This window comes from Allofournierella massiliensis (assembly GCF_964241245.1).
Classification (GTDB): Bacteria; Bacillota; Clostridia; order Oscillospirales; family Ruminococcaceae; genus Allofournierella; species Allofournierella massiliensis.
Window position 1 is genome coordinate 84,486 of the sequence record NZ_CAXSWZ010000008.1, and the last position, 24,702, is coordinate 109,187.

The window sequence follows — 24,702 nt, forward strand, 5'->3', positions numbered from 1 at the left end:
CGCCCGCCGGGAATCATTCCAGTTGCAGCCGGTCGGCCGGAACCCAGCCGGGCCGGTCGCCGGTTTTGATAAGGGCCCAGTCCCCTGCCCGGGCGGCAAGGCCCACCTGCTGGCCCGCTTTCAACGGCGGGCGGTAGTCGGTGTAATCGTCCGCCAGCTTCCAGCCGGTTTCCGTCTGCTTCACCAGCTTTGCAGGGGCACGGAATTCCCGGCCGGTGGCCTCGTGGCGGCAGCGGCACCAGCCGCCCTGCCATTCCAGCGGCTGCACCGCGTAATTGGGCCAGTTGATGTTCACGGTGGCGGGACTTTCCGTCTGCGGGCACAGCACCCGCACGGCGGGCAGATCGTCCACCCACTCACAGCCCAGGTATTCTCCATCCTGCAAAACCGCGCCGTTCAGCTGGCCGCCGGTCTTGACCCGGTTTCCCCCGTCGATGCAGAGGATCTTCCGCGCCTTATCCTCATAAGGGGAAAGGCGGCACTCGGTCAGGTCGTAATTGCAGGCCGGGTAATGGCCCACCACCAGCAGCCGGTCAAAGGCCCCGGCACTTTGCAGAAAGGCGCGCCGGGTAATCACATCCACCGGATCCTGTTTATCCGGCGGCAGGGCCGCATCCATGGCCGCGTGGGCGAAATAGTACTGCTCGCTTTCCAGAATCCGGGGCAGCCCAGCCAGAAAGGCCGCCTGCTTCGGATAGGCCCGGCAAAGGGCCTGAATGGTGCCGTGGGCATCCGCCAGCGCCTCGCTGCGGCCAATGCCCTGTTTCGCGCACTGCTCCCAGAACAGCTGCCTTGGCTGGCGGTCCAGAAAGAACGGCAGCCAGGGGGCCTCGGCCTCATCGTTCATGCCGTCGCAGTTGCCCAGCAGAATGTACACGTCCGGCAACGCTGCCAGCTCCATGGCGAATTCCAGCATGGCCATGTTCTCCTCGCCCTTGGTCAGAAGATCCCCCGCCAGCACCAGCGCATCGGTGCCGAGGCGGTAGTCCAGCTTTTGCAAAAGCCGTTCCAGCAGGGCTTTGCAGCCATGGATGTCACTGATGGCAAGCACCCGCTGGCCCGGTTTGAACGCCGCTTTGCGGACCATACCCGGGGCCATGGGATAATGCTTACTCCACGGGTCCATCGTAGAACCCCTTGGGCGCGCCAAACTCCGGCCGGGCCAGCTGCTGGCGCAGAATCTGCACGATGCGACCGCTGGTATCGCCCCCATTGTAGGGGCTCACGGTCCGCTTTGCCTTTGCAGCAAATTTCGGGCTAAAGGCGGTTTTGAGCGCCGTCAGAATTTTTGTTTTCTCGGCGGGGCAGCAGATCACATTGGGGCAGATGATCCGCCCGGCCTGCCGCTCGCCGATGTTCACCGTGGGCACCCCAAAGGTGGGGGTTTCCACCACACCGGAGGAGGAATTGCCCACCACCGCCGCCGCGCAGGCCATGGCGGACAGATACCGCTTGACCCCGAGGCTTGTAAAGGCAATTGCCCTGTCGGGATATTTTTCTACCCACCGGTCGATCAGCTCATTGATGGCAAGGCCGCCCGCGTCCGCGTTGGCCTTGGTGATGAGCCAGCGCACCGGCTGGGTCTTTTGCAGCTGCTCCATGGCATCCAGCAGCTGGGCCACCTGCTGGGTGGGGCTGGCCCCTCCGGCAGTCTCCGGGTGGAAGGTGACCAGCGCAAAGGGCCCGCTCAGGTCAAAGCCCAAGCTCTCGCTCAGCTCTTCCCGGCTCATCTTGGGCATGGTGCGGATGTTCTCATCCCCCAGACCGCCCACGTTGAACACGGTGTCCGGCGCTTCGCCCATACGGATGACCCGCCGGGCATACTCCGCGCAGCTGGGGAAATGCAGGTGGGCCATTTTGGTGATGCAGTGACGGTAGTAGTCGTCTGCTGCACCCAGAGTCACGTCGCCGCCGCTGATGTGGGCGATGGGCACCCCGGTCATGGCCGCGGCCTGTGCCGCTGCAAAAATCTCGTACCGGTCGCCCAGCACCAGCACTGCGTCCGGCTTATGCTCCCAGAACCAGCGGCTGAACTGCTGGATGGTATAAGCCACCGTGTCCGCCGTAGCCAGCGGGCCGGTGCCGAATTTCAGAATGGGGATACGAGCGGCAATGGGTACCCCGTCCGCCTCGATCTCCTGCACGGTATTGCCGAATTCCGGGGCCAGATGGGCGCCGGTAACCAATACTTTCAGTATAAAATCGTCCGATTTCAACAGTTTTTGGATCACCGGACGCAGCAGGCCGTACTCGGCCCGGGTTCCGGTGACGACCGCAAGGGTCTTTGGCTGGGCTGCCATGGGCAGCACCCCCTTTTGCTTTTTGGATCGCGCCGCCCTGAAACACAGAGCGTCAAAAGCGCGGCGCTGCACGCATTACAGCTCGATCTTTTCGTCCTCTTCAAAATCGCGCCCAGCGGTCTTGCCCAGCACCTCGTACCAGCGCATGGGGCTGATGCCGTCGCCGGGGCGTTTGGTGGTCAGGTTTTCGGCGGTGAAGGTCTCCCCCGCCTTGATGGCCCGGGCCGCCACGATGCTCTTGCGGGCGATGGGCTTGTTCTTGGCCTCGCTGGCACTCACTGCCTTGCGGCCGGTGCCCAGGGCGGCCTCGGTGTGGCGCACCGCCTGCACCATGGCCTTCAGCTCGGCGGGCTCCAGACTTGCCTTGTGATCCGGGCCCTCCATGGTTTTGTCCAGCGTGAAGTGCTTTTCAATGACCGTAGCTCCCAGTGCCACCGCCGCCACGTCACACTCCCAGCCGGAGGTGTGGTCGGAAAGGCCGTAGGGCAGGCCGAACTGTTCGCCCAGCTCCAGCATGGCCAGCAGGTTCGCATCCTCATAAGGGGTGGGGTACTCGGTGTTGCAGTGCAGCACGGTCACCCCGGGGCAGCCGTTGTCCTCCAGAATGCTCAGGGCATCCTCGATTTCGGGCAGGGTGCTCATGCCGGTGGAAAGAATCACCGGCTTTTTGGTGCGGCCCACCGCCTCCAGATAGGGCAGGTTGGTGATCTCGCCGCTGGGCACCTTGCACATGGGCAGATCCAACCCGGCCAGAAACTCCACGCTGGGCAGATCGAAGGGGGCGGACAGATACTGGATGCCGATGGAATCGCAGTATTCCTTCAGCTCCTTATGGGCTTCAAAGCCGAAGTGGATGCGGCGCACCATCTCCAGCTGGCTTTCTTCGGCCCCGGTCTCCCGCTTCTGGTACTCCGCCTTCTGGGCAAATTTGGAGATCACCAGCTCGGGCACGGCGGTCTGGTATTTCACCACATCCGCGCCGCACTCCTTGGCCACAAGGGCCATCTTCTTGGCCAGCTCCAGGCTGCCGTTGTGGTTCACACCGGCTTCCGCAATGATCAAAACGCTCATGGAATCGCTCCATTTCTTATACAAAACGTAATTTTTATACACTTTTCAACTGATTTTCACCGGTTTTCGACCGACTTCCGGCCGTTTTGTGGAAATTCAGCTGTTTCCTTCCAGCCGGCGGCGCATGTGATCCAGCTCTTCGATCTGGCCCATGTCCATCCAGCTCTGCTCGCTGATGGGGTATACACCCACCTTTTCGCCGGCAGCCCGGTAATGCTCGATGATGTCGGTAAAGCCCTGCTTTTTGCCGTCCTCCAGCTCCTCCACCACACGGGGCTCCACCACATACACGCCGGTGTTGGTGAGGAAGTTCATCTCCGGCTTTTCCCGCATGGTCTGGATGGTGCCGTCGTTGTTCAGCTCGATCACGCCGTAGGGCACGGTGAAGTGCTTCACCGCACAGACCATGGTGATGATGTTGCCCTGGCTCTTGTGGTAGTTCAGGATATCGCCGTAATCGGCATCCAGCAGGATGTCGCAGTTGGACAGGAAAAAGGTGTTGTCCAGCTTGCCCTTCAAAAGGCACAGACCGCCACCGGTGCCCAGAGGCTCGTCCTCATCCGCATAGGAAACACGATAGCTCTTCTCCAGATCGTTGAAGTAGCTCTTGATCATGTTCTTTTTGTAGTTGACCACCAGATGGAAATCGGTGCAGCCAAAATCACAGAAGCGGTCGATGATCAGCTCCAGGATGGGGCGCTCGCCCACCGGGATCAGGGGCTTGGGCAGGATCTTGGTGTAGGGGTACAGGCGGGTGCCCAGACCGCCGGCCATGATAACCACCGGCAGCCCGGCGCAGGTGCGGTTGTCCAGATCCACGCCGCTGGTGAAGATGATGTCCGCAATACGGCCCTGCTTGTCCAGCAGAGGCAGCGCGTCGATACCCTGCTCCTCAATGTAGGAACGGGCCCGGGCACGCTGCTCCAGCGGCAGGCTCTTGGGGTGGTAGTTTGCGGCTTCGCGCAGCGGGCCTTCCAGCGCGCCGCCCCGCAGAATGTACTTGCGGATGTCGCCGTCGGTCACCGCTGCCGCCAACTTTCCCTCCGGAGCAATGAACAGGATGCGCTGGCCGGTCTCGTCCAGCTTTTTCAGGGTATCCAGCACACTGGTGTTTTCGTCGATCAGCAGCTCGTCGATGCGCAGCATGGGCGCTCGCCTCTCTTTCGTCGATGTATTGTTACAGCGCCAGCAGCGCGTCGATGACCCGCTGGCAGTCCTCGCGGGTCAGGTTGGTGGAGCAGGGCAGGTTCACGATCTTGGCCCGGTAATCCTGGGCCTTTTCGTCGCTGAACACCTGATTTTTGCCGTAGTCGGCCTGCTCGTGGATCAGGGCCCACACCGGGCGGGTCTGAATCTTCTGCTCCTTCAGCGCCTGGATCACCTGATCCCGCTGATGGCGGGGATCCTCCAGATAAAGGGAGAAGAACCACTTGTTGGGGCGGGTGCAGTCGTCCCGGAAGGGCAGGATGCGGTAGCCGTTCTTGCCGTCCAGCGCGTCCTTGTACATCTGCCACATCTCGTGCTTATGGGCGATGAAGCCCTCCACCTGCTCGATCTGAGCCAGACCCAGCGCCGCCTGCAGGTTGGTCAGGCGGTAGTTATAGCCCACCTCGTCGTGCAAGAACTGCAGCTCGTCGGCCTTGGCCTGGGTGGACAGATGCTTTGCATGCTCGGCCCAGTCCGGATGGTTGGAAACCACCATGCCGCCGCTGCCGGTGGTGATCAGCTTGTTGCCGTTGAAGCTGTAAACGCCCACGTCGCCGATGGTGCCGGCGTATTTGCCCGCGAAGGGGCCGCTGGTGTAGTAGGTGCCCAGCGCCTCGGTGGCATCCTCGATCAGGATCAGGTTGTATTCCTTTGCAATGCGGGTGAACTCCACCATATCCGCCATATTGCCGAACACGTGCACCACCAGCAGGGCCTTCACATGGCGGCCGGAGGTGTTGTTGATCAGCTTGCCGTCTTCCATGTGGCACTCCTCTTTGCAGAAGCGCTCGGCGGCGGCGGGATCCATGCACAGGCTGTCGTCACAGCCGATGAACACCGGCTCGGCGTTTGCGTAGCGCACCGGGTTGACCGCGGCGATGAAGGTGAGGGTGGGCACGATCACCTCGTCGCCCGCACCCACGCCGGAAATCAGCATGGCCAAATGCAGGCCGGAGGAGCCACAGTTGCAGGCCACGGCCCGGTCCATGTGCACATAGTCGGCGATGGCCTTTTCAAAGTCGCCCACCTTGCTGCCGCCGGTGGACACCCACTCGCTGACCACCGCGTCACTCACATATTCTTTTTCCTTGCCGGAAAAATTGGGAACAGACAAAGGAATAAAGTTTGCCATTTTCAATAACCTCTTTTCCAAACATTGGGCTGGCGCCGGGCCGCTTTTGGGGCGGCGCTCAGCGCTTCTTGCTTTTGTATGTTTGCCAGGCGCTCTGAGCCAGCGACAGTGCGCAGGCTGCGAGCCCCGGGTAAAGCACCAGTTCCATGGCCCCGTACCAGCCGGGGGCAAAGTAGCTGACCACGCTGGCCGACTCGTTCATGGAAAAGCCGGAAAGCGTCATGGTTACGGGCTTTTCCTCCTCCGGGCTGCAGGGGTCCAGCCGCAGAGCGGCGATGTTGCCCTGGGGCAGGGTGTACACATAACTGCCGTTGTCCTGCTGGGCAGCGAACACCCGCTTGTTCACGCTGAAGGGCTCCCCTTCGGCGTTTGTGTAGTACAGGCACATCTCCCGAGGGCTGCGGTCAAAGCTGGCGGTCAGGCGCAGAGTTCGCACCGTCATGCCGTCGGTGTTGCGCCAGATCATCTGGGGGTCGCCGCTGGTGGTGATGTAGCTGCCGTTTTCCAGCAGCTGCATGTCCACCAGTTCAAAATTGTCCACCGTGAGCTCGCACTCATAAAGCGTTCCGCCCGCCTTGGCGATCATGTCCGTACCAAGGCTCCACACGCTGCTCCCCAGCCAGACGATCACCGCCACCGCATAGCACAAAATCGGCAGAAAGGCCGGGCGGCCCAGCCATTGTTTCAGTTTTGCGATCATCGGGGCACCTCCATTGCGACCGGCTCATAGCCGTCGGGCGTGATGCGGTAGAGCAACGTCTCGCCATTTTCGGCGGCGGCCAAGCCGTCGGTGAACAGGCTGCCGTATCCGGCCACAAAGCCCGCGTCCAGCTTGTCCACAAAGATGTAGTCGCAACCGCTCTCGGCCACTGCCTTTGCAAAGTCCTCGGTGCTGTAGGCGTGGAAGTAGATCGCGCCCTCCACACTGGGGTCGGGCATGTTCTCGGGCAGGCAGAAGCTGCCGCCGCCCGCACCGTACAGGCCGGATTCCTCGTTTTTCTCCCAACCACTGTAATCCAGAATGTTGGGCTGGAAGTAGCAGCTGTAGGTGAACCAGAGCAGGCCGTCGTCGCCCTGGCTCACAAAGAAGATGCGGTCGTCCTCGTCAATCTCATCCTTCACCGCGTCCACCTTTTCCATGATCAGATACTGATCCGCAAAGGTGGCATCGGAAAAGCCCAGCACGCTCATCTGGGGCAGCACCATCATGTTCACCCGCACCAGCATCAGGCAGGCAAAGGTCAGCGCACCGGCCTGCCCCAGCAGCCGCCATCGGCCGGTCTGCACCACCCAGGCCAGAACAGCCGCGGCCATCAGGAACCAGGCGATGTAATAGGTGTACATATAACGGGAATAATCGATCAGATCCGTGGCCTGGGATGGTTTGAAGATGAAGCCGTAGCTCAGCGCCAACACATAGTTATACGCCACAAAGCCGAGGGAACTCAAGCCCATCCAGCACAAAACACGCAGCCGCTGGCGCATTCCCTTTGCGAACACCAGCGCGATCACAAACAGAACGAGGATCAGCACCGTGACCACCACGCCCGGGCCGATCATGGAAAGAGTCCATTTTTCACTGCTGAAAAATGCGTCCCACATGTTGGCCATGGCGGTGTAGAACTGCTCCTGTCGGGCAGCGTACTCCTCCGGTACCGACAGACCCAGAAGCATCTTCGTTCCCTGCAGCGCTGCGCCAAAGGGGCTCAGCGAGGTGGTGCCGGTACCGCCGCTCTCGGCGTTTTTCTGCACCAGCACCGCGATATAGTTGCTCCACACCTTATACTGGGCCATGGGCACCGCCAGGCACAGCACCGCAAAACCGAAGCGCCGGGCAAGGCCCTCTTTCCAGCGGGCCGCGTAGTCAAAGAGGAAGGCATCCGCCGCGATGCAGCCCGCCACAATCAGCGCAATGGGGAAGGTGTTGTCCTTGATGTTAGCCATCAGAGCCAGCACCGGCAGCACCGCCCAGCGGGGCCCCGTGCCCTTTTCGCTGCGCAGGGCGATCCACATGGCCACCGCGCCGCCCGCCAGCATACCGGCGGGCACGTCGCCGTAGGTGCTCATGTAGGTGTCGTCCAGGTAGATAGTGCGGGCATATACCGTGAAGAACCAGGGCGTGCACCAGCCGATCACCGCCATGGGCAGGGCCAGCCGGTAATTTTTGAACCCGATGGCCCCCACCAGCGCGGCAATGCAGCCAAACAGAAGCAGGTCGTAGGCCAGATATACCTTGAAGGGGGCAAAGGCCCCGAAGAACTGCACAAAATAGCTCAGCACGATCAGGCCGCAGTTCTGGGTGGCCTGCCAGGGGGCGCCGTATTCGCAGATGGTGTACAGGTGGTTGGTGGTACTGGTCATCTGTGCCGCCGGGCCCCAGAAGCTGAACTCGTCGAACTTGTGGAACATGGGCTGGCGGATGGAAAAATACACCGCGAAGCTGATTGCCAATCCCCAGAACACCACCGCGCCGGGGCTGAGCAGCCGCCGGGCCTCGCTGCGTTTTTGCACCAGAGCAAACGCGCCCAGGCCCCAGGCCGCCAGATAGAACACCCAGCCGCCCGCCACCAGCAGATCCGCCACGCCGACCAACGTAAACCAGATGCCGGTGATGCCCAGCGCGGTCAGCGGAGCCAGCGCACTGTGCAGCCGTGCCTTCAGCGTAAGGAAGGCGCACAGGCCGAACAGGGCCGTAAAACTTAAAACCAGATCAAAATACTGCAAGCTCATTTCTCCTTTTTGAAAGGTTCAGGCTCTAAAATTGCCCACAGCTCCCACAGCACCGCAACAAGCACCGGCGGCACAAGCAGCCCCAGCACAAGGCCGGTGGCGGTGGGAACAAAGGCGGTATACCAGCCCTCGGCCGGGTTCAGGGTGACCCCGTCAAAGCGGGTGGTCACACCGCCCACGCTGTCCGGGTCCAGGCGGATCTCGCTTACCACGCACCCGCCCAGATCAAAGCGGTACACCCCGTCGGCGGTCTTTTGGGCATACACCATTTGGGCCGCGGAAAAATCCGCCTGACCCGGCGCTTTCCAGTAAAGCACCACTGCCTGACCGGGGGTAAGCTGCTCCATGCGCAGTTCCACCGTTTCCAGATAAATCCCTTCCGGGTTCGGGGCAATCCAGTGCAGCTGGGGGTCGGTATCGGTGGAGACGTACCACACGCCTTCCCCCTGCCCTTCCAGCTCCTGCACGCCCACGCCGGTCAAATCCTGCCAGGCAAGCTCGGTCTGCGCCTTCATGCCCTTGTGGGCGTACCAGGCGTTTTTGCCCAAACTCACCCCGCTCAGAATCAGCCAGAGGGCCAGCACGGCAAGGTAGGCCGCCGCCAGCCAGCGAATCGGTCGTTTCATGCCGCGCCTCCTTCCTCATACACCCAGCGCACGGTGTCGCCCTCATACTCCACCCGCAGCAGAATCACCGAATCGGTGCGCCGGTCGGGCAGATCGTCGACACCGAAGGCGGGGCCGATGGTTCCGGCGATGTAATCGTCGCTCTCGTCAATGAGAATGTGGGTGTAGCGTTTGTCCAGCAGGAACAGGCGCAGATCGTCCGCCGTGCAGACGGTCTGGTAATTGTACACCTCCGGCATGCCCTCCTGCGCACGGGCCGGGTCCACCAGATTCATGTGGGTGGTGTCCCAGCTCCAGTCGCCCTCGTGGCCGTAGCCGAAGCCGCCGAAGCCCCGGGCCAGAGTGGCGTTCAGATCGTAGCCGAAGTAGTTCCAGCGGGTGGCGTCGTCGCCCTGACTGATGAGCAGAACGATGTCGTCCCAGCTCAGCAGGTCGTTCACCTGCCCGGCCCGCTCCTTCACGTCATCCCGCACCGAGTAGACCACATGGGGGTAGTTCCAGAAGCCCGCGGCGGGCACGCCCCGCCAGCCGATCAGCACACAGAACACCGCCAGCACGCCCACACCGGCCAGCCGGGCCAGCTTCTGCCACGCGCCGCCAAAGCCCGCCCGGGCCAGAAGGCCCAGCGCCATCAGGAAAAAGCCCAGATAATAAGGCCCGATGTAGCGGATGTAATCCTTCAGCTCCAGGGCCTCCGCGTCCTTGAAGTTGAACACATACAAGAACAGGTGGAACACCAGAAAGGCCACCAGCGCCAGGGTGCCGAATACTGCCAGCACCACCGGCCGGCGGCGCTCCTCCCCCTTTTTCTGGGCAAAGAACACCACAGCCAGCACAAGGAAAATGGCCGCCAGCGCCAGCGCACCGCCGCCCAAAAGGCACACCGGCACGCTCACCGGACTTTTCAGCATCAGGGCACTCACCTGGGTGAACTTTTCGGTGGGCTCCTCCAGCCGCAGCAGCTGCCGCACGCCGGAAAGGATGGCCGCGCCCTGACTCATGGCCGCATCGCCGCTGCCCACAGTGGTTTTGTCCGCACCGGTCATGGCCGCCACATAGCGGGTCCAGCCCAGATAAAACCCGGCCACCGGAATGGCCAACAGCACGCCGCCGCCCACTGCCTTGGCCAGACGGCGGCCAAAGCCCGCCAGCGGCCCGGTGAACAGGGCATCCGCGCAGACAAGGCCCACCGCGATCAGGGCATAGGCAAGGCCCATGTCCTTGATCAGGGTCAGGAAGCTCACCTGCACCAGCAGCACCGGCAGGCAGCAGACCTTATCCTTTAACGCAAAATACAGGCAGACCGTGGCCCCGAACACAAAGCCCAGGGGCAGGTCACCCAGCACCGAGAGATACACGGTGGACAGTTCCCCCACCGAGGGGGCGCTGAAAAAGTAAGGCAGCAAGAAGCCGCAGCCTGCCAGCACCAACGTACTGCTCCAGCGTTTGCCCGCCAGCGCAGCCATGGCGGCCACCGCCGCGGCCAGCATGGCATCGTAGGCAAAGTAGGCGCTCCACTCCGAGAACCCGGCGCTGAAAAACTGGAACAGATAGACCACCAGCATCATGCCCGGGTTGGAGGCCTTGGCCAGCAGGTTGCCCTGGGCCGCCGGATGCAGCACATTCTGCAGCTTGGTCAGTTTGGCGGCGGAGCCCCACAGGGTGAACTCGTCGTTTTGGGCAAATTCCGGCCGTGTGATGGCGAACACCACCAGAAAGAACACACCAGCCGCCAGAAATACGCCGAAGGCCGGTGTGAACAGGGTCTCCAGCGTTTCGGCCAGCTGGCGGCGGGCCAGCAGAACGGCCACAAGCGCCGCCGCGCCCAGATAAAACAGCCAGCCGCCCACCGGCAAAAGGCCAGCGAAGCCCCAGAGGCAGAGCCACACCGCCCCGCCGCCGATCACCGGCAGCGCAAACAGGGCAGCATCCGCCCGGCAGAGCCGGGCAAGGCAGGCGCTGTACAGCCCAATGGCCGCCAGCGCCAGGAATCCGCTGATCGTTACCATCACCATCGCGCGTTTTCCCCCTTTTCAGTCAAGTCAGAATCCATCATGCGGGCAGCACAAACACCGGCCCGATGAAGTAATGCTGGAACAGCAGCACCGCCCCCAGCATACCGAAGGCGGCAAAGGTCCACAGCGCCACTGCCTGGGGCTTTTTCTGCCCGGCGGAAAGGCGGGGCTCCAGCACATGGCTGAGCACCGCTGCCAGCAGCACCGTGAGCATCAGGAAGGCAGGCAGGAAGTACCGCGCCTGCACGCCGATGATACGAATCATGCCCACCGGCGTGCTGGTGATATACATGGCGGTGGCTGCGCCGGCGATGTACAGCACGCTCAGCGCACCCAGGCCCAGCGCGGGCGCGGGCTTCAGGCTGCTCTTTTCATGCACCGACAGCACCGCGCCGAACAACAGCAGCATGGGGCTGATCAGGCTGATGAAGGGCACCTCCAGATCCAGCGCGCCGAACACGCCCATCTGGCCCACATAGAAGTTGTTCTCGTAAAAGGTGCCCAGCAGCACCGCGATGTAACGCAGCGGGTTCGAGAGGATGAACGCAAGCTGGTCCACCTCGCTGGCCCCGGCAATCTGCCGCCCCACATAGGGGTAGTTGTAGCGGAAGGCGGTGCCGTACCAGTCGAAGAACTTGCCCAGAGCAAACCCGCCCATCAGACAGGCCAGTGCCAGCTGCCACTTTTTCCAGCGGGTTTTCCATGCGCTTTTGGGCAGCACGATGGGCAGCACCAGCCACAGCAGGTTGATGTAGGGCTTGGCCACGTTCATCATCACGAAGGCGAACAGGAACAGACCGATGTCCCGGTCGGTGATCTCGTCCTTGCAGTAGAAGCTGGCCACCAGATAGTAAAAGCCCAGCAGGGTGGCGTCGTAGCTCACCGAAGCGGCCATGTAAAGGCTCAACGGAAGCAGCATGAAGGCCAGAAACACCGGTTTGTAGCGTTTGCAGTTGCGCAGCGCCAGCCAGCACAGCGCCGCATAGGCGGCCAGATTGGCCAGCCGGGCAGCGTACATGCAGCCCAGCGCGCCGAAGCCCAGCACCCGGGCGATCAGGATGCCCAGCGCCTGAGGCGCCATGGAGATGGTCATGAAGAAATAGGGCTCACTCACCTGAGTTTTCGCAGGCTGGCCGTCAAAGTAGGCGGCAAAGCCGTCGGCCACGCCGCTCACCGGCCCGCCCTCGCCCTGCTGCTTGAGGGCATAGCCCTCGGTGGTGTAGACGCTGGGGTTGCCGTCCTCATCGGTGGTCATGCCCTGGCTGGTGTGGCTGTTCACCCAGGCGCCGGGGAAACTCTCCACCAGCTTGGCCACGACATCCGGATAGGTGCGGCTGGCGTCGAAGTCCAGATGCCCAAGGCTCAGCGAATAGCTGCGCAGAAAGTGATTGGTCTCATCCGGCGTTTGCAGGGGCGGGTTGGCAAAGCAGAACAGCGCGCCGCATAGAAAAATGCAGATTGCGGCCCTTGTGTCCAGCTGCTTGACAAAACGCACCAGCAGAAACACCGCCAGCGTGGCGGCGCTGGCCAGCCCCACCATCGCCGCCGTGAGGGGCAGCGCCCCGATGCGGCCTTCCAGATAATAAAACACCCGCCAGTAATAGGCAAAGCACACGGCACCGGCGCAGGCGCACAGCCAGCCCAGCAGCCAGAACACCCCGCCGGGCAGCCGCCGCAGCCGGGCCAAAATGTTTTGTTGCGTCATAGAAATTCCTTTTCGCTTTGTTGTTTTTTGCCGTTTCTCCGCGGCGGGAAAACTCCCCTTTTTAAACGGCATAAGCCGGGCAGACCTTTTTGCAAAAGTCCGCCCGGCAATGGCAAGGCAAGCCCGGGGGCATGCCCTGCCCGTGAGCTTACAGATTATAAACGTCCGGCTTGTAGCGGTCCAGATTGTTTTTCAAAAACTCGATGGTCGCCGCCAGACCCTGTTCGAAGGTGTACTGGGGCTTCCAGTCGGTCATGGAGCGGATCTTGGTGGCATCGCCCAGCAGACGGTTGACCTCGCTCTTCTCGGGGCGCAGGCGCTGCTCGTCGCACACGATCTTCGCCTCGGGGTTGATCTGGCGGATCAGCTCATTGGCCAGATCGCCGATGGAATGCTCCTCGCCGGTGGCGATGTTCACCTCCTGGCCGATGGCGGCATCGCAGCCAGCCAGTGCCATAAAGCCCGCCGCGGTGTCCTTCACATAGTTGAAGTCGCGGGTGGGGGTCAGGCTGCCCAGCTTGATCTCGGTGGCGCCGGTGAGCAGCTGGGTGATGATGGTGGGAATCACGGCCCGGGCGCTCTGGCGGGGGCCGTAGGTGTTGAAGGGCCGTACGATGGTGACCGGCAGATCAAAGCTGCGGTAGAAACTCTCGGCCAGACGGTCCGCGCCGATCTTGGTTGCGGAATAGGGGCTCTGGCCCTGATAGGGATGCTTCTCGTCGATGGGCACATACTGGGCGGTGCCGTACACCTCGCTGGTGCTGGTGACCAGCAGACGCTTGGTGCCCACCTGACGGGCTGCGTTCAGCACGTTCAGGGTGCCCTTGATGTTGGTGTCCACATAGCTGTCCGGGCTGTGGTAGCTGAAGGGGATGGCGATCAGCGCCGCCAGATGGTAAACGATGTCCTGCCCTTCCATGGCATGGCGCACGCCGTTGGGGTCGCGGATATCGCCCATGAACACCTCAATCTCGTTTTTGATCTCCCTGGGCAGGGTGTCCAGCCAGCCCCAGGTACCGAAGGAATTGTAGTAGCAGAAAGCCTTGACCTTCTCGCCCTTCCGCACCAGCTCTTCGGTGAGGTGGCTGCCGATGAAGCCGTCGGCTCCGGTGACCATCACAGTGTTCGCCATATCGCAAAAATCTCCTTTACAACTTCGTTTGTTTTTATTCTAAAAATCTGCCGCCCCGCCGCCCGCTGCATAGCAGGGAGGGGCCGCTTTGGTTGTTACCCAGTTGTTACTAAGTATAATATAAACCATCGATAATTTCAATAAAGGCAACACCACACAATTCACGCCCCGAGGCTCAGGCGGCGTATCCCGCCAAAATTTTCCGTGCTATTTTCCAAAAATGCTCGCCAATCCACCAAGGATTGGCTGCGCTTTTTGGTTCATATCGCAAAAAATTTTCCGGCGTGCTCCACCACCTGGAATTGTGCGGTATTGCCTGAAAAGAGCACCCTTGCCCATCGTCAGCACGCCTGAACACCCGTTTTCCTTTACAGGCCCCAAAAAAGCCGGTATAATGAGGGTTTGGGAAGAAGTTCCCACAATATACCGAAATAAAAAGGATGGGCAACCGTTTTGAGCTTTCAAAATCTTTCTTACCTTGCCTTTGCGCCACTGGTGGCTTTTGTGTATCTGAAGCTTATGCCCCGGCGCTGGCAAAATCATTTTCTGCTTGCGGCAAGCCTTGTTTTCTATTGGTGCAACCGCCCCACCGGCGACGGTTTTGCCGGTCTGTGGCAGGCTCTTCCCATTGCCCTGCTGGCGGCCAGCTGTGTGTTCGTGTGGCGCATGGGCCTGAGCCTGCAGGCCGCCCCGCCCGAACAGCGCGGGCGGAAACTTGCCGCAGCTGTGGTGGTGCTGCTGGCGGTGCTGGCGGTGTTCAAGTACTTCAATCTGGCGCTGGCCGTGCTGCCCTTCGCGCCCGGCGTGCTGCACCGGCTGCCCTTCCCGCTGGGCATCAGCTTCTATACCTTCGCCGCTCTCTCCTATTTGATCGACGTGAGCCGGGGCGACATGCCTGCCGAAAAAAAGTTTGTCAATCTGGCAGCCTTCCTCAGCTTTTTCGGCACCATCACCGCCGGGCCCATCTGCCGGGCTCAAAAGGTGTTACCCCAGTTGAATGAGGAACACCGGTTCGACGCGGCCCGCACCGTGCGGGCGCTGCAGCTGTTCGCGCTGGGCTTTTTCAAAAAGGTGGCGGTGGCGGATGTGCTGATGATGTACGTGAGCCAGGTCTTTGCAGACATTCCCGGCCACGGCGGCCCCGCGCTGCTGGCGGCTACGGTGGGCTACACCTTTTATCTTTACTTTGATTTCGTGGGTTATTCCCAGATGGCCCGGGCCAGCGCCCTTTTGCTGGGGCTGGAAATCCCGGAAAACTTCAAGACCCCCTTCTTCGCCACCAACTTCTCCGGCTTCTGGAGCCGGTGGCACATCAGCCTTTCCAGCTGGCTGCAGGACTACCTGTTTACCACGCTGGTCTGGGCGGACGCTTCCAAGCTGCCGCTGCTGGGCCGCAAGATCAGCCGTTTCTCGCCGGTGTTCTGCGTGTTCTGCGTGTTCTTTGTTTCCGGTTTCTGGCATGGCAACACCCTGCCCTTTGTGATCTGGGGCCTGTTGCAGGCCGCCTACCGGGTGGGCGAAGAGCTGCTGCACCAGAAGCTGGGCAAGCCCAAAAAGAAAGCCCCTGCCCGCCAGCAGTGGGCCAAGCGGCTGGGCGTGTTCCTTTTGTGGAACTTCAGCATGGTGTTCTTCGCCATGGGCAGCGCCATCGGCCAGCCGGAGGGCGAAAGCTACGGCGTGGGCCAGGCCTTCGCCATTGTAAAAGGCTGGTTCGCCGGCTGGTCCCCCGCCCGCTTTGCTTCCGAGAGCTGGCAGGCCATTCTGGGCGGCTTCTACAACAACACCCTTATGGGCGCGGCCTGGATTTTGATGCTGGCCTGCACGCTGGCGCTGGCCTTCTGGCTGGACTGGCAGCGCAACTTCCAGTTCAAGAACAAGAGCGAGGAGCTGGTGCTCACCGCCCAGAAGCCCGCTGTACGCTGGGCGCTTTACTATGCGCTGGTGCTGTTCAGCTTCGCCGGGCTCGTCATGCAGAACGGCGGCTTTGCCGGGGGCAGCTTTGCCTACGGCGGCTTTTGATCATTTTTGCAGAAAGGAACCCACGGCCCCATGAAACATATTCTACGCAACCTTGCGCTGCTGCTGGTTCCGGTGCTGGCGTACTTCTGCCTGTTTGTGGCCTTTGAGCCCAACAATTACTTCGGCCTGCACCCGAATACCGACAGCGACGCCCCCATCAGCCGGCTGAAGGATTTCAAACGCGAGCCCGGCAATTCCATCATCATCGGCGATTCCCGCTTTGCCCACTTCGACATGGAGCTGGTGGAACAAACCAGCGGCCGCAGCTGGCAGAATCTGGCCTTCGGCGGCGCGTCGCTGCGGGAGGGCATTGACCTTTTAAACTGGGCGCTGGACGAAAACCCGGATCTGGAGGAAGTGATCTTCGGCTTTTCCTTCTACACCATCAACCAGGGCTACGACACCGACCGGATGAGCAACCTGGAAAAGACGCTGAACAATCCCTTCGCCTACCTCTTTAATCTGGAATACAACGTGAACATGCTCACCAACCTGCAAAACCAGATCACCGGCCGGGTGGACGCCCCCGAAACCGGCGACTGGGTTTACCCGCAGGACTACACCGCTGCCGACGGCACTGTGTATGAGGTGCACACCCTGCTGGCCGAGTACCCCGCCGCCCTGATCACCAAGTGTGAAAACTGGGCGCTGAACACCAGCCAGCTGGATCGGCTGTACGAAGCCGCCGCCCGGTGTGCCGAACAGGGCGTGAAGCTGACCGTGGTGCTGGCCCCCATGGCGGACATCGTGAAAACCAAAGTCTGCGATGTGTACGGCGAGGGCGGCACCATCACCGACCAGATGGAAACCACCGTGCTGCCCCAGCTGGCGGAAAAATCCGCCGAACTGGGCCTCTCGGTGCTGGACTACGAATGGTCGAACCGGCCAGACTTTGACGACGATACCCAATTCTACGACGGCTTCCATCTGGACGAGCGCTACGGCCTGCCCCAGTGGACCGAGCAGCTGTTCACCGATCTGGGCTGAGGGCAGCCGTTACTGCCTGAAAAAGCCCCCACAAAAAGGAGCGAAAAAAGTGAGTCTTGATTTTCTGATCCTCTATGAGCACACGGTGCGGGAATACGAAAGCGACCTTCTTTTGAAGCTGGAGCTGGAGCGGCGGGGCTACACCGCCGAAATCCGCCAGCTGCTGGACCGCAAAAAGCTGAAGTACTTCACCTGGAAAAAGCCCAAGGTGCTGGTGTCCAGCTGCATGTACGACAACGAGGCCATCAACAGCCACGTTTACAACAACGTGGGCAGGCTGAACAAGATCGTGAACCTGCACTGGGAGCAGATGCTCAGCGACACCCAGGAGGAGGGCGACTGGTTCAACTTCAACGGCAACGCCAAAAAGTGCGTGCAGACCTGCTGGGGCCGCCGCACCGCGGACCGGCTGATCGCCCACGGCATGGAGGAGAAAAACTGCCCGGTGACCGGCGCGGTGATGATGGACTTCGTGCGGCCGGAATTTTCCGGCTATTTCAAAAACAAGGCAGACCTGTGCGCCGAGTTCGGGCTGGACGCCTCCAGGGAACTGCACCTGTACATTTCCAGCTTCGGCTATGCCAGCATGACCGAGCAGGAGGTCAAAGAGCTGAGCGAGATGGCGGGCACCGACTTCACCGGCTTTGCCGCCACCAACCGGGTGAGCATGGCCGAAACCCTGCGCTGGTTCGACGAGTATCTGGGTCAGCACCCGGAGGTGGAGCTGGTTTACCGCCGCCACCCCAGCGAGTGGAACAGCCCCCAGCTGGCCGAGCTGGCCAAAAAGCGGCCCAACTTTCATGTGATCTTCGCCTACGGCGTGAAGGACTGGATCATGGCGGCGGACTCCATCTCCATCTGGATGAGCACCGCCATTGCCGAGGTATACATGGCGGGCAAGAGCTGCCACATCCTGCGCCCGGCCCCCATCGAGCACGAATACGACCCGGTGATCTACGCCGGCGCAAAGTATGTGACCAGCTACGAGGAGTTCCTCGCCGCCATGGCGGACAAAACCCCGCCCTTCCCCATCGCCCGCGAGGTGATCGAGGGCTATTTTGACCCCAGCGAAACCCCCGCTTACATTCGCATGGCGGACCTGCTGGAAACCGTGTATAAGGAGCCGCCCCGGGACGAGCCCATGGGCGAAGGCTTCACGCCCCATTTCAACCTGCTCAAGTTCTTCGCGCTGTGGGGCGTGCACATCCTGTTCGCCCTGCGCCTGCCCCCGAAGAAGGTGTTCTTCTTCCACAAGGGGCTGGCGGATTTTGCACAGCGCATCTACGGTTATGTGGAAAAAGCCTATGTGCCGAAGGCCCAGATCAGGGCCATGGAGGACAAGATCCGCCCCTTCGTGATGAAAGGGGGCAAGTAACCTGCCATGGAACGCCAAATGCGCCGCAACGTGCTGTTCAACACCGCGGGCAGCCTGCTTTTTTATATCTGTCAGGCGGCCATCACCCTGCTGGTCACCGCACTGGCCGGAGCCGAGGCCAACGGCCTGCTGGCCACCGGCATGACCATTGCCAACGTGTGTCTTTCCGCTGCCAGCTACGGCATGCGCACCTTTCAGGTGTCTGACCTTTCGGGCAAATACACCGACCGCAGCTACCTGCTCAGCCGCTATATCACCCTGACCGCGGCGGGGCTGGGCTGCCTTGTATTCTCCTTTGTGAACAGCTATTCTGCCGAGCAGCGGTGGGTGATCTTCCTCTACACCGGCTACCGGCTGATCGAAAGCTGGTCGGACGTGTGGCACGGCTATCTGCAAAAGGCCGAGCGGATCGACATCGTGGGCATCAGCTTCGGGGTTCGCGGCATCGTAACCGCCCTGAGCGTGACGCTGGGCCTTCTGCTCACCAAAGATCTAGTGCTCACGCTGGCCGTTCTGTTTGCACTGAACGCCGCCTATGTGCTGGTGGTGGACATTCCCCTGGCCCGCCGCCGGGCGGATTTCAAACGCACCGGCGGTGCAGGCGTGAAGGCTTTGCTGCTGGAATGCCTGCCGCTTGCGGTGTACGCCTTTTTGAACACCACCATCGCCTCGGTACCCCGCTACTACTGCGAGCGGATTCTGGGCAGCGTGAAACTGGGTTATTTCAACAACGTGTTTTTGCCAGTGATGATTCTGCAGGTGGCGGTGATTTATCTGTTTGTGCCCTTCATCACCACCTTTGCCCGCCTGTGGACCGACCGGAACGGCAAGGGCTTTTACAAGGGGCTGCGCCTGCTGGGTGCGGCACTGGTGACCCTGTGGATTGTCGGCACCATCGGCGTGGCCCTGCTGGGCCGGTGGGGGCTGTCGATTCTGTACCCCACCACCCCCGAGGTGCTGGACTACGCGCCGCTGCTTGGGCCGCTGGTGCTGGCCACTGTGTGCACGGTGGCGGCCACGGTGCTGTGCCATCTGCTCACCATCGCCCGGGAGATGCGTGGTCTGATCCTGGGCAATCTGGCAGGCCTTGCCTCCGCTCTCCTGGCCAGCCAGCCCCTGCTGCGCGCCTTCGATGTGTACGGCGCGGCCTGGGCCACCATTCTGGGCATCGGCGTGCAGGCCATCGCCCTGCTGGCCTTCCTGCTCGTTCGCTGCAAAAAGCAGTTTGCGGCCAATCAATAAACTCAAAAATGCAAAACGACAGCCCCTTCCCTTAGCCATTATGACATAAGGGAAGGGGCTGTCGTTGTATCCGTTTCTTTCGTATCGTTCAGCCTTTCTGCATCCGGCGGCCCATCCAGTGGGAATAGATCCCCGGTACACCCATGAGAACCAGCCAGATCATCATTCTGCCTGTATTCTGGGGCCAAAGCCAGTTGCCCAGAATCACCGCCGCGCCGCACAGGCCCCAGATCCCGCCGGTAACCATGTGGATATGGGTCCAGTTCTCTTCACTGGCCATGGAAAAGCGCTCCTGCACGCCCCAGCGGGAACCGAAGGGCAGCTCGGCCACATGGGCCGCCACGATCAGCACCGCCAGACCCACCAGACTGAACAAAAGCACCAGAATCTGTATCCTGCCGGTAAGGTTCGCCGCAAAGATCACGCTGTACATGGCCACACTCAAAAGCGGGATCAGCCAGCCCAGACCTTCCCGCAGCGCGCCCATCAGCCGGGGGCCCAGCACCATGCTGTGTACCGTGGCATACACCACCCAGTGCATCACCATGAGCACGGCGGGAATGGCGATCACCGCCCATGGCTTGCTCATCAGGCTGATCACCTCGCCGGTTTCGCCGCTCCACTGCACCGCCATCTGCCCGGGCAGGCGGCCGTAGGCCAGAAGCCCGGCCACCAGCGGCAGAGCGCAGGCCGCAAGGCCCGCCCAGAACGGAGTTTGTATCTGCTTTTTCATCCCACAGCACTTCCTTTCCTGCTCAGGCATCCCTGTGCCGACGCGATCGAACGGAACGCATCGCTTATGGGATGCGGATATTTTTCTACTGTTATCATAACGCGCTTTTGCCGCCCCGGTCAAACCCGGCGGCGGGCGGTTTTGCGCCGTTTGTCCGGCCCGTTCGCCCCGGCTCTTTTGCGGGCGGGGCGGGGCGCTGTTTTGCAAAAAATTCATGAATTCTGCGCCGGTGGCCCGGTGGGAATTTGTAATATGGCCCGGGGCATGCTATAATGAAGCGACGGCACAGGAACCCCTGTGCACAAGCCTTAACTTCAAGGGAGGGGATCGACCCATGAAATACTGTAAAAAATGCACCATGCCCGACACCCGGCCCGGCATCACCTTCGATGCCGAGGGCGTTTGCAGCGCCTGCCGCCACTACGAGAGCCGCTCGAAGGTGGACTGGGATGCCCGCTGGAAGGAATTTGAAGCCCTGTGCGACAAATACCGCGGCTGCAACGGCCCCGGCGGCTACGACTGCGCCGTTGCCGTGTCCGGCGGTAAGGACAGCCACTTCCAGGTGTACATCCTGAAAGAGGTCATGAAGATGAACCCCATCCTGTTCAGCGTGGAGGACAACTTCCCCATGACCGAGGCAGGCAAGCACAACCTGAAGAACATCAGCGAGGAGTTCGGCTGCACCATCATCAGCTGCAAGCCCAACATCAAGGCCCAGAAAACCCTGATGCGCGCCTTCTTCGAGAAATACGGCAAGCCCACCTGGTATGTGGACCGGCTGATCTACACCTTCCCGCTGCACATGGCCCTGAAGTTCAACACTCCCCTGCTGTGCTACGGCGAGAACGTGAGCTTTGAGTACGGCGGCAACGCCGACGAGGAAACCTATTCCGCCCGCGGCCAGATTGAAAACGGTGTGGCCGTCGGCTTCCCCGAGGAGGAGCTGCTCAGCTACGGCGTCTCTGCCAACGACCTGGCTCTGACCAAGGCCCCCACCGCCGAGGAGCTGGCTCGCCTTGACCCCTTCTACATGAGCTACTTCCTGCCCTGGAACAGCTACAAGAACTACCAGCTGGCCAAGAGCCGCGGCTTCCACGACCTGACCCACGAGTGGGATCGCCGCCATCATGTGGAAAACTTCGACCAGATCGACTCCCGCGCCTATCTGGTGCACTCCTGGCTGAAATACCCCAAGTTCGGCCACGCCGCCGCCACCGACTACACCGCCCGCTACATCCGCTACGGCCTGATGACCCGTGAAGAGGCCATTCCTCTGATCAGGGAGCGGGACGGCGCGCTGGATCCCCTGTGCGTGCGTGATTTCTGCGAGTTCTGCGGCTACACCGAGAGCGAGTTCTGGGCCATTCTGGACAAGTTCTACAACACCGACATCTTCCACAAGGACGAGTACAGCCGCTGGGTGCTGAATCACCCCATCTGGGAAGAGAATAAATAATCACAATTTGTGATACTGCGCCCCGCTTTTTGGCAAAAAAGCGGGGCGTTTTTTGCATTTGTCGTCAAACCGCGCAAAAAAATGCTTGACAAACCGTAAATTCGACGGTATCATAAACGCATACTATCATCCAAAAGCGAAGAAGAGAAGAGTAGGCTTTCGGCATCGACCCTTACTAGAGAGCCCCGACGGTGGAAACGGGCAGGGAACAGGAAGCTGAACATGGTCTCGGAGCTGCGTGTGCGAAGAGCATGAGTTCTAAGTGCCCGCCGGGAACGCCCGTTAAAGCGTCAGGCTGTAATCAGTTCATTTCTGCCGCAGCCGGAAAGGCCGTTGTCCCCGCAAGGGGCCGGTGAACCAAGGTGGTACCACGAAGTCTGTTACAGGCTGTCGTCCTTGTTGTGTTGCAAGGACGGCAGCCTTTTTGTTTTGCCGTTTTACCGCCGAACCGAAAAAAGGAGCGAAAGAAAGCAATCATGTTTGAAATCAAACATCTGTCCAAAATCTTTACGGGAAGCGCCAATAAGGTGGAAGCCCTGCGGGATGTTTCCACCACCATTCAGGATGGCGACATCTTCGGCATCATCGGCATGAGCGGCGCAGGCAAAAGCACCCTGCTGCGCTGCCTGTGCCTGCTGGAAAAGCCCACCGAGGGCCAGATTCTGCTGAACGGCAAGGATCTTGCCCACCTGAAGGGCAAGGAGCTGCTGGAGGCCCGCCGCCAGATGGGCGTGGTGTTCCAGGGCTACAACCTGCTGATGCAGAAAACCGTGGCCGAGAACGTGGCCTTCCCCTTAAAACTCACCCCCTACAAAAAGGACGAGGTGGAAAAACGGGTGGCCGAGCTGCTGGAGCTGGTAGGTCTTTCCGATAAAGCCGGCAGCTACCCCAGCCAGCTTTCCGGCGGCCAGAAGCAGCGGGTGGCCCTGGCCCGGGCGCTGGCGTCCAATCCCCAGGTGCTGCTGTGCGACGAGCCCACCAGCGCACTGGACCCACTGACGACCAAGAGCGTACTGGAGCTTTTGCAGGCCATCAACAAAAAACTGGGCGTGACGGTGATCATCATCACCCACGAGCTGGCGGTGGTCAAGGCCATCTGCAACCGGATGGTGGTCATCGACGGCGGCCGCTTTGTGGAGCAGGGCGACGCGGCCCAGATTTTTGAACATCCCCAAAGCGACGTGGCCCGCCTTTTGCTGGGCAAGGAGGAATAAACCCATGGCAGAATTTTTCGCAGAATACGGCAGCCTTTTGTGGGAGGGCACGCTGGAAACCCTTTATATGACCTTTGTTCCCACGATGGTGGCCTATCTGATCGGCCTGCCTCTGGGCGTGCTGCTCACCACCACCAAGTCCGGCGGCATCATGGCCGCCCCCCGCTTCAACGCGGTGTTCGGCTGGTTTGTAAACCTGTTCCGCAGCATTCCCTTCATGATTCTGATTTTCTTCGTTCTCCCCTTCACCCGGCTGATCGCGGGAACCTCCATCGGCGCTACTGCCGCCAACGTTCCCCTGTCCATCGCGGCGGCTCCCTTCGTGGCCCGCATGGTAGAGCAGAGCCTGGAGGAGATCGACGCCGGTGTTGTGGAGGCCGCCCGCTGCATGGGCGCCACCAACTGGCAGATCATCACCCGGGTGCTGCTGGTGGAAAGCGTGCCCAGCCTGCTGCGGGGCCTGTCCATCACCATCATCACCATCTTCGGCTACACCGCCGTGACCGGTGCGGTGGGCGCAGGCGGCCTTGGCAACATTGCCTTCCGCTTCGGCTACCAGCGTTACCAGAGCGACGTGATGTACGCCACCATCGTTCTGGTGGTCATTCTGGTGTGCATCATCCAGAGCGTTTGCAACCTGCTGGCCCGCAAGGCCGACAAGCGCAACCGCTGATTCCCTTTTCCTTTTGAAAAAACAGCGCCCCGCCCGGCGGCGCGCGAGCCTGACTGGTGCGCTGTTTTCGCTTTTCAACGCTTATTATCAACCCATCAACATAGAGGAGTGTGTATCATGAAAAAACTGATTTCTCTGGCTCTGTGTGCCGTTCTGGCCGTGAGCCTGGCCGCCTGCGGCGGCAAATCCGGCGGCTACAAGATCGGCATCCCGGCAGACGCCACCAACGGCGGCCGCGCCCTGCAGCTGCTGCAGAAGCAGGGTATCCTGACCCTGACCGAGGGCGTTGGTCTGGAGGCCACCGAGCGGGACATTGCCGAAAACCCCTACAACGTGGAAATCGTTCCCATGGAGGCCGCTGCCCTGCCCAGCAGCCTGCCTGATCTGGACTTCGCCGTGATCAACGGCAACTACGCCTCCGGCGCCGGCATCGGCGACACCGTTCTGGTGAGTGAGGACGCCGAGAGCGTGGCCGCCCAGACCTACGGCAATGTGCTGGCCGTGAAGGAGGGCCGGGAGAACGAGCCCGCCATTCAGGCGCTGGCCGCTGTGCTCATGAGCCGGGACGTGCAGGACTGGATTGCCGCCAACTACAACGGCGTGGTGATGCCCATGGGCGTAACCGACGCCACCATCCCCGAAATCACCGAGCCCGTTACCCTGAAGGTGGGCGCTTCCCCCAGCCCCCACGCCGAGATTCTGGAGTATGCCGCCCCCATTCTGGCCGAGCATAACGTGACTCTGGAGATCGTGGAATTCGACGACTACGTGATGCCCAACACCGCCGTGGAGGACGGCAGCCTGGATGCCAACTACTTCCAGCACCAGCCCTATCTGGATGACTTCAACGCCGAGCAGGGCACCCACATCGTGAGCGTGGTCACCCCCCACTACGAGCCCATGGGCATCTACCCGGGCAAGACCGCCGATCTGAGCGTGTTCAGCAAGTAATTTCCCCATCCCCAAAAAATGCAACCAATAAAAAAGAGGAAGCCCGCAGGCTTCCTCTCAGCCTGTCGAAAAAGGCCACCTATCGGTGGTCTTTTTCTCGTATAAGGAAAGGGAATGCGGTATAATGGTGTGGGG

21 protein-coding genes are annotated in these 24,702 nt (G+C 61.1%); 8 read left to right on the forward strand and 13 right to left on the reverse strand.

The genetic code is table 11. From position 1 onward, the window contains the following. Window positions 1-13: 13 nt before the first annotated feature. The 12 genes from ACESYO_RS06220 to ACESYO_RS06275 all read right to left on the reverse strand — a co-directional run bounded on the left by ACESYO_RS06220 (window position 14) and on the right by ACESYO_RS06275 (window position 14,410). Entirely contained in the window at window positions 14-1,126 is a 1,113-nt protein-coding gene (locus ACESYO_RS06220; protein ID WP_058963630.1) for a metallophosphoesterase, read from the reverse strand. After that, a complete protein-coding gene (neuC, locus tag ACESYO_RS06225; RefSeq protein WP_058963631.1) occupies window positions 1,110-2,300 on the reverse strand; it encodes a UDP-N-acetylglucosamine 2-epimerase in 1,191 nt (396 codons plus the stop codon). Before neuC ends, ACESYO_RS06220 begins: the two co-directional genes overlap by 17 nt. Before the next feature lie 75 nt (window positions 2,301-2,375). Continuing rightward, the gene (gene neuB / locus ACESYO_RS06230) at window positions 2,376-3,371 is read right to left on the reverse strand and encodes an N-acetylneuraminate synthase (RefSeq protein ID WP_058963632.1); all 996 of its coding nucleotides are present in this window, start codon (window positions 3,369-3,371) and stop codon (window positions 2,376-2,378) included. A 96-nt stretch (window positions 3,372-3,467) separates the two neighbouring features. Beyond that, on the reverse strand, window positions 3,468-4,517 hold the full coding sequence (locus ACESYO_RS06235) for a sugar phosphate nucleotidyltransferase (protein ID WP_341439598.1): 1,050 nt from the start codon (window positions 4,515-4,517) through the stop codon (window positions 3,468-3,470). Window positions 4,518-4,548: 31 nt separating this feature from the next. Further along, on the reverse strand, window positions 4,549-5,709 hold the full coding sequence (locus ACESYO_RS06240; RefSeq protein ID WP_058963633.1) for a LegC family aminotransferase: 1,161 nt from the start codon (window positions 5,707-5,709) through the stop codon (window positions 4,549-4,551). A gap of 58 nt (window positions 5,710-5,767) precedes the next feature. Then, window positions 5,768-6,409, reverse strand: coding sequence for a hypothetical protein (locus ACESYO_RS06245; RefSeq protein WP_058963634.1), 642 nt, complete (start codon window positions 6,407-6,409; stop codon window positions 5,768-5,770). Next, entirely contained in the window at window positions 6,406-8,433 is a 2,028-nt protein-coding gene (locus ACESYO_RS06250) for a hypothetical protein (protein WP_132587351.1), read from the reverse strand. The genes ACESYO_RS06245 and ACESYO_RS06250 overlap by 4 nt, the downstream gene beginning before the upstream one ends. Before the next feature lie 2 nt (window positions 8,434-8,435). After that, on the reverse strand, window positions 8,436-9,065 hold the full coding sequence (locus tag ACESYO_RS06255; protein ID WP_058963636.1) for a hypothetical protein: 630 nt from the start codon (window positions 9,063-9,065) through the stop codon (window positions 8,436-8,438). After that, window positions 9,062-11,080 (reverse strand): hypothetical protein, encoded by a 2,019-nt coding sequence (locus tag ACESYO_RS06260; protein ID WP_373209594.1) that lies wholly within the window; start codon window positions 11,078-11,080, stop codon window positions 9,062-9,064. The genes ACESYO_RS06255 and ACESYO_RS06260 overlap by 4 nt, the downstream gene beginning before the upstream one ends. Before the next feature lie 37 nt (window positions 11,081-11,117). Further along, the gene (locus tag ACESYO_RS06265; protein WP_373209595.1) at window positions 11,118-12,785 is read right to left on the reverse strand and encodes a DUF2142 domain-containing protein; all 1,668 of its coding nucleotides are present in this window, start codon (window positions 12,783-12,785) and stop codon (window positions 11,118-11,120) included. Between the two features lie 148 nt (window positions 12,786-12,933). Next, entirely contained in the window at window positions 12,934-13,917 is a 984-nt protein-coding gene (locus ACESYO_RS06270; RefSeq protein ID WP_373209596.1) for an NAD-dependent 4,6-dehydratase LegB, read from the reverse strand. 175 nt (window positions 13,918-14,092) lie between these two features. Further along, window positions 14,093-14,410, reverse strand: a complete 318-nt coding sequence (locus ACESYO_RS06275) for a hypothetical protein (RefSeq protein ID WP_373211218.1) — start codon at window positions 14,408-14,410, stop codon at window positions 14,093-14,095. A gap of 11 nt (window positions 14,411-14,421) precedes the next feature. Between ACESYO_RS06275 and ACESYO_RS06280 the strand changes: the two genes are divergently transcribed. The 4 genes from ACESYO_RS06280 to ACESYO_RS06295 are packed head-to-tail and all read left to right on the forward strand — an operon-like array spanning window position 14,422 to window position 19,540. After that, window positions 14,422-15,936 carry an MBOAT family O-acyltransferase gene (locus ACESYO_RS06280; RefSeq protein ID WP_373211220.1) on the forward strand — a complete coding sequence of 505 codons (1,515 nt, stop codon included), beginning with the start codon at window positions 14,422-14,424 and terminating at the stop codon, window positions 15,934-15,936. A gap of 30 nt (window positions 15,937-15,966) precedes the next feature. Next, the gene (locus ACESYO_RS06285; protein WP_373209598.1) at window positions 15,967-16,923 is read left to right on the forward strand and encodes a hypothetical protein; all 957 of its coding nucleotides are present in this window, start codon (window positions 15,967-15,969) and stop codon (window positions 16,921-16,923) included. A gap of 49 nt (window positions 16,924-16,972) precedes the next feature. After that, the gene (locus ACESYO_RS06290) at window positions 16,973-18,298 is read left to right on the forward strand and encodes a surface carbohydrate biosynthesis protein (protein WP_373209599.1); all 1,326 of its coding nucleotides are present in this window, start codon (window positions 16,973-16,975) and stop codon (window positions 18,296-18,298) included. A 6-nt stretch (window positions 18,299-18,304) separates the two neighbouring features. Next, on the forward strand, window positions 18,305-19,540 hold the full coding sequence (locus ACESYO_RS06295) for a lipopolysaccharide biosynthesis protein (RefSeq protein WP_373209600.1): 1,236 nt from the start codon (window positions 18,305-18,307) through the stop codon (window positions 19,538-19,540). A gap of 88 nt (window positions 19,541-19,628) precedes the next feature. Here ACESYO_RS06295 and ACESYO_RS06300 read toward each other — a convergent pair whose 3' ends face one another. Continuing rightward, window positions 19,629-20,273 (reverse strand): DUF1648 domain-containing protein, encoded by a 645-nt coding sequence (locus tag ACESYO_RS06300; RefSeq protein WP_058963644.1) that lies wholly within the window; start codon window positions 20,271-20,273, stop codon window positions 19,629-19,631. 334 nt (window positions 20,274-20,607) lie between these two features. On the opposite strand from ACESYO_RS06300, the gene ACESYO_RS06305 reads away from it, so the two are divergent. From ACESYO_RS06305 to ACESYO_RS06320, 4 genes are all read left to right on the forward strand, one after another. Further along, window positions 20,608-21,729: an N-acetyl sugar amidotransferase gene (locus tag ACESYO_RS06305; RefSeq protein WP_058963645.1), complete on the forward strand. Its 1,122-nt coding sequence runs from the start codon at window positions 20,608-20,610 to the stop codon at window positions 21,727-21,729. 476 nt (window positions 21,730-22,205) lie between these two features. Continuing rightward, complete coding sequence (locus tag ACESYO_RS06310; RefSeq protein WP_058963646.1) at window positions 22,206-22,943, forward strand: methionine ABC transporter ATP-binding protein; 738 nt, start codon at window positions 22,206-22,208, stop codon at window positions 22,941-22,943. A 4-nt stretch (window positions 22,944-22,947) separates the two neighbouring features. Beyond that, window positions 22,948-23,616: a methionine ABC transporter permease gene (locus ACESYO_RS06315; RefSeq protein WP_058963647.1), complete on the forward strand. Its 669-nt coding sequence runs from the start codon at window positions 22,948-22,950 to the stop codon at window positions 23,614-23,616. A gap of 117 nt (window positions 23,617-23,733) precedes the next feature. Beyond that, window positions 23,734-24,567 carry a MetQ/NlpA family ABC transporter substrate-binding protein gene (locus ACESYO_RS06320; RefSeq protein WP_373209601.1) on the forward strand — a complete coding sequence of 278 codons (834 nt, stop codon included), beginning with the start codon at window positions 23,734-23,736 and terminating at the stop codon, window positions 24,565-24,567. Window positions 24,568-24,702 lie beyond the last annotated feature (135 nt).

Excerpts from the sequence above, each read along its gene's own strand:
- ACESYO_RS06220 (WP_058963630.1), bottom strand. The coding sequence starts at position 1,126 with ATGGACCCGTGGAGTAAGCATTATCCCATGGCCCCGGGTATGGTCCGC.
- neuC (WP_058963631.1), bottom strand. The coding sequence starts at position 2,300 with ATGGCAGCCCAGCCAAAGACCCTTGCGGTCGTCACCGGAACCCGGGCC.
- neuB (WP_058963632.1), bottom strand. The coding sequence starts at position 3,371 with ATGAGCGTTTTGATCATTGCGGAAGCCGGTGTGAACCACAACGGCAGC.
- ACESYO_RS06235 (WP_341439598.1), bottom strand. The coding sequence starts at position 4,517 with ATGCTGCGCATCGACGAGCTGCTGATCGACGAAAACACCAGTGTGCTG.
- ACESYO_RS06240 (WP_058963633.1), bottom strand. The coding sequence starts at position 5,709 with ATGGCAAACTTTATTCCTTTGTCTGTTCCCAATTTTTCCGGCAAGGAA.
- ACESYO_RS06245 (WP_058963634.1), bottom strand. The coding sequence starts at position 6,409 with ATGATCGCAAAACTGAAACAATGGCTGGGCCGCCCGGCCTTTCTGCCG.
- ACESYO_RS06255 (WP_058963636.1), bottom strand. The coding sequence starts at position 9,065 with ATGAAACGACCGATTCGCTGGCTGGCGGCGGCCTACCTTGCCGTGCTG.
- ACESYO_RS06260 (WP_373209594.1), bottom strand. The coding sequence starts at position 11,080 with ATGGTGATGGTAACGATCAGCGGATTCCTGGCGCTGGCGGCCATTGGG.
- ACESYO_RS06265 (WP_373209595.1), bottom strand. The coding sequence starts at position 12,785 with ATGACGCAACAAAACATTTTGGCCCGGCTGCGGCGGCTGCCCGGCGGG.
- ACESYO_RS06270 (WP_373209596.1), bottom strand. The coding sequence starts at position 13,917 with ATGGCGAACACTGTGATGGTCACCGGAGCCGACGGCTTCATCGGCAGC.
- ACESYO_RS06285 (WP_373209598.1), top strand. The coding sequence starts at position 15,967 with ATGAAACATATTCTACGCAACCTTGCGCTGCTGCTGGTTCCGGTGCTG.
- ACESYO_RS06295 (WP_373209600.1), top strand. The coding sequence starts at position 18,305 with ATGGAACGCCAAATGCGCCGCAACGTGCTGTTCAACACCGCGGGCAGC.
- ACESYO_RS06300 (WP_058963644.1), bottom strand. The coding sequence starts at position 20,273 with ATGAAAAAGCAGATACAAACTCCGTTCTGGGCGGGCCTTGCGGCCTGC.
- ACESYO_RS06305 (WP_058963645.1), top strand. The coding sequence starts at position 20,608 with ATGAAATACTGTAAAAAATGCACCATGCCCGACACCCGGCCCGGCATC.
- ACESYO_RS06310 (WP_058963646.1), top strand. The coding sequence starts at position 22,206 with ATGTTTGAAATCAAACATCTGTCCAAAATCTTTACGGGAAGCGCCAAT.
- ACESYO_RS06315 (WP_058963647.1), top strand. The coding sequence starts at position 22,948 with ATGGCAGAATTTTTCGCAGAATACGGCAGCCTTTTGTGGGAGGGCACG.
- ACESYO_RS06320 (WP_373209601.1), top strand. The coding sequence starts at position 23,734 with ATGAAAAAACTGATTTCTCTGGCTCTGTGTGCCGTTCTGGCCGTGAGC.